General features: G+C 66.2%; 1 protein-coding gene. It reads right to left on the bottom strand.

Translation table 11 applies throughout. The features are described 5' to 3' along the window. Nucleotides 1–639: FGGY-family carbohydrate kinase (locus RIG82_09730; protein MEQ9461217.1), on the bottom strand; the 639-nt coding region annotated here is incomplete at both ends.

Genomic DNA, 639 nt, shown 5'->3' with positions numbered 1-639 from the left:
CCCGTAATGGTCTTCCAGTGCATCAACGAAGCGATCCAAGAGGCTGGCGTAGGTTTTGGCGTTGTCGGGGTTGGGTTTGAGCGAGGGTCCTGTGGCGATGAAGGGTTCGGCCAGGTTGGTGATGTCGGCGGCGGGGTCGGTCTGACGGTGATGGGTCCAGAGGGCCTGGAGGGCCCCGCCCAGGGCGGCGGATTCGGGTTCTTCGAGGGCACTGACCGGGACGTTGAAGATGTCGGCGGCGATCTGGCGCCACAGGGGGTTTTTGGAGCCTCCGCCGACGAGTCGTATGGAGGAGATGGGCACGCCAAGGGATTGCATCCGCTGGGCACCCCAGGCAAGGTTAAGCGTGGTGCCTTCGATGGCGGCGCGGAAGAGCGTGGCGGGGTCGAGCCAGCCGTGGCGCAGACCCAGGAGCGTGCCGGTCGCGCGGGGGAGGTCGGGGACCCGTTCGCCAGCGAGGTAGGGGAGCCAGAGCAGTCCATTGGAGCCTGCGGGGATCGCGGCGGCTTGTTCGGTGAGCTGCTCGTGGTCGAGGTTGAAGGCTTCGCGGACTTCTTCGGTCACCGCGGTGACGTTCATCGTGCAGAGCAGCGGGAGGAAGTCGCCAGCGGATGAGCAGAAGGGCGCGATGAGTCCATC

This window comes from Phycisphaeraceae bacterium, from assembly GCA_040222855.1.
In the GTDB taxonomy this organism is placed as follows: Bacteria; Planctomycetota; Phycisphaerae; order Phycisphaerales; family Phycisphaeraceae; genus Mucisphaera.
Note: the sequence above shows the minus strand (reverse complement) of the source record. Positions and strands in the feature narration are given on the sequence as shown.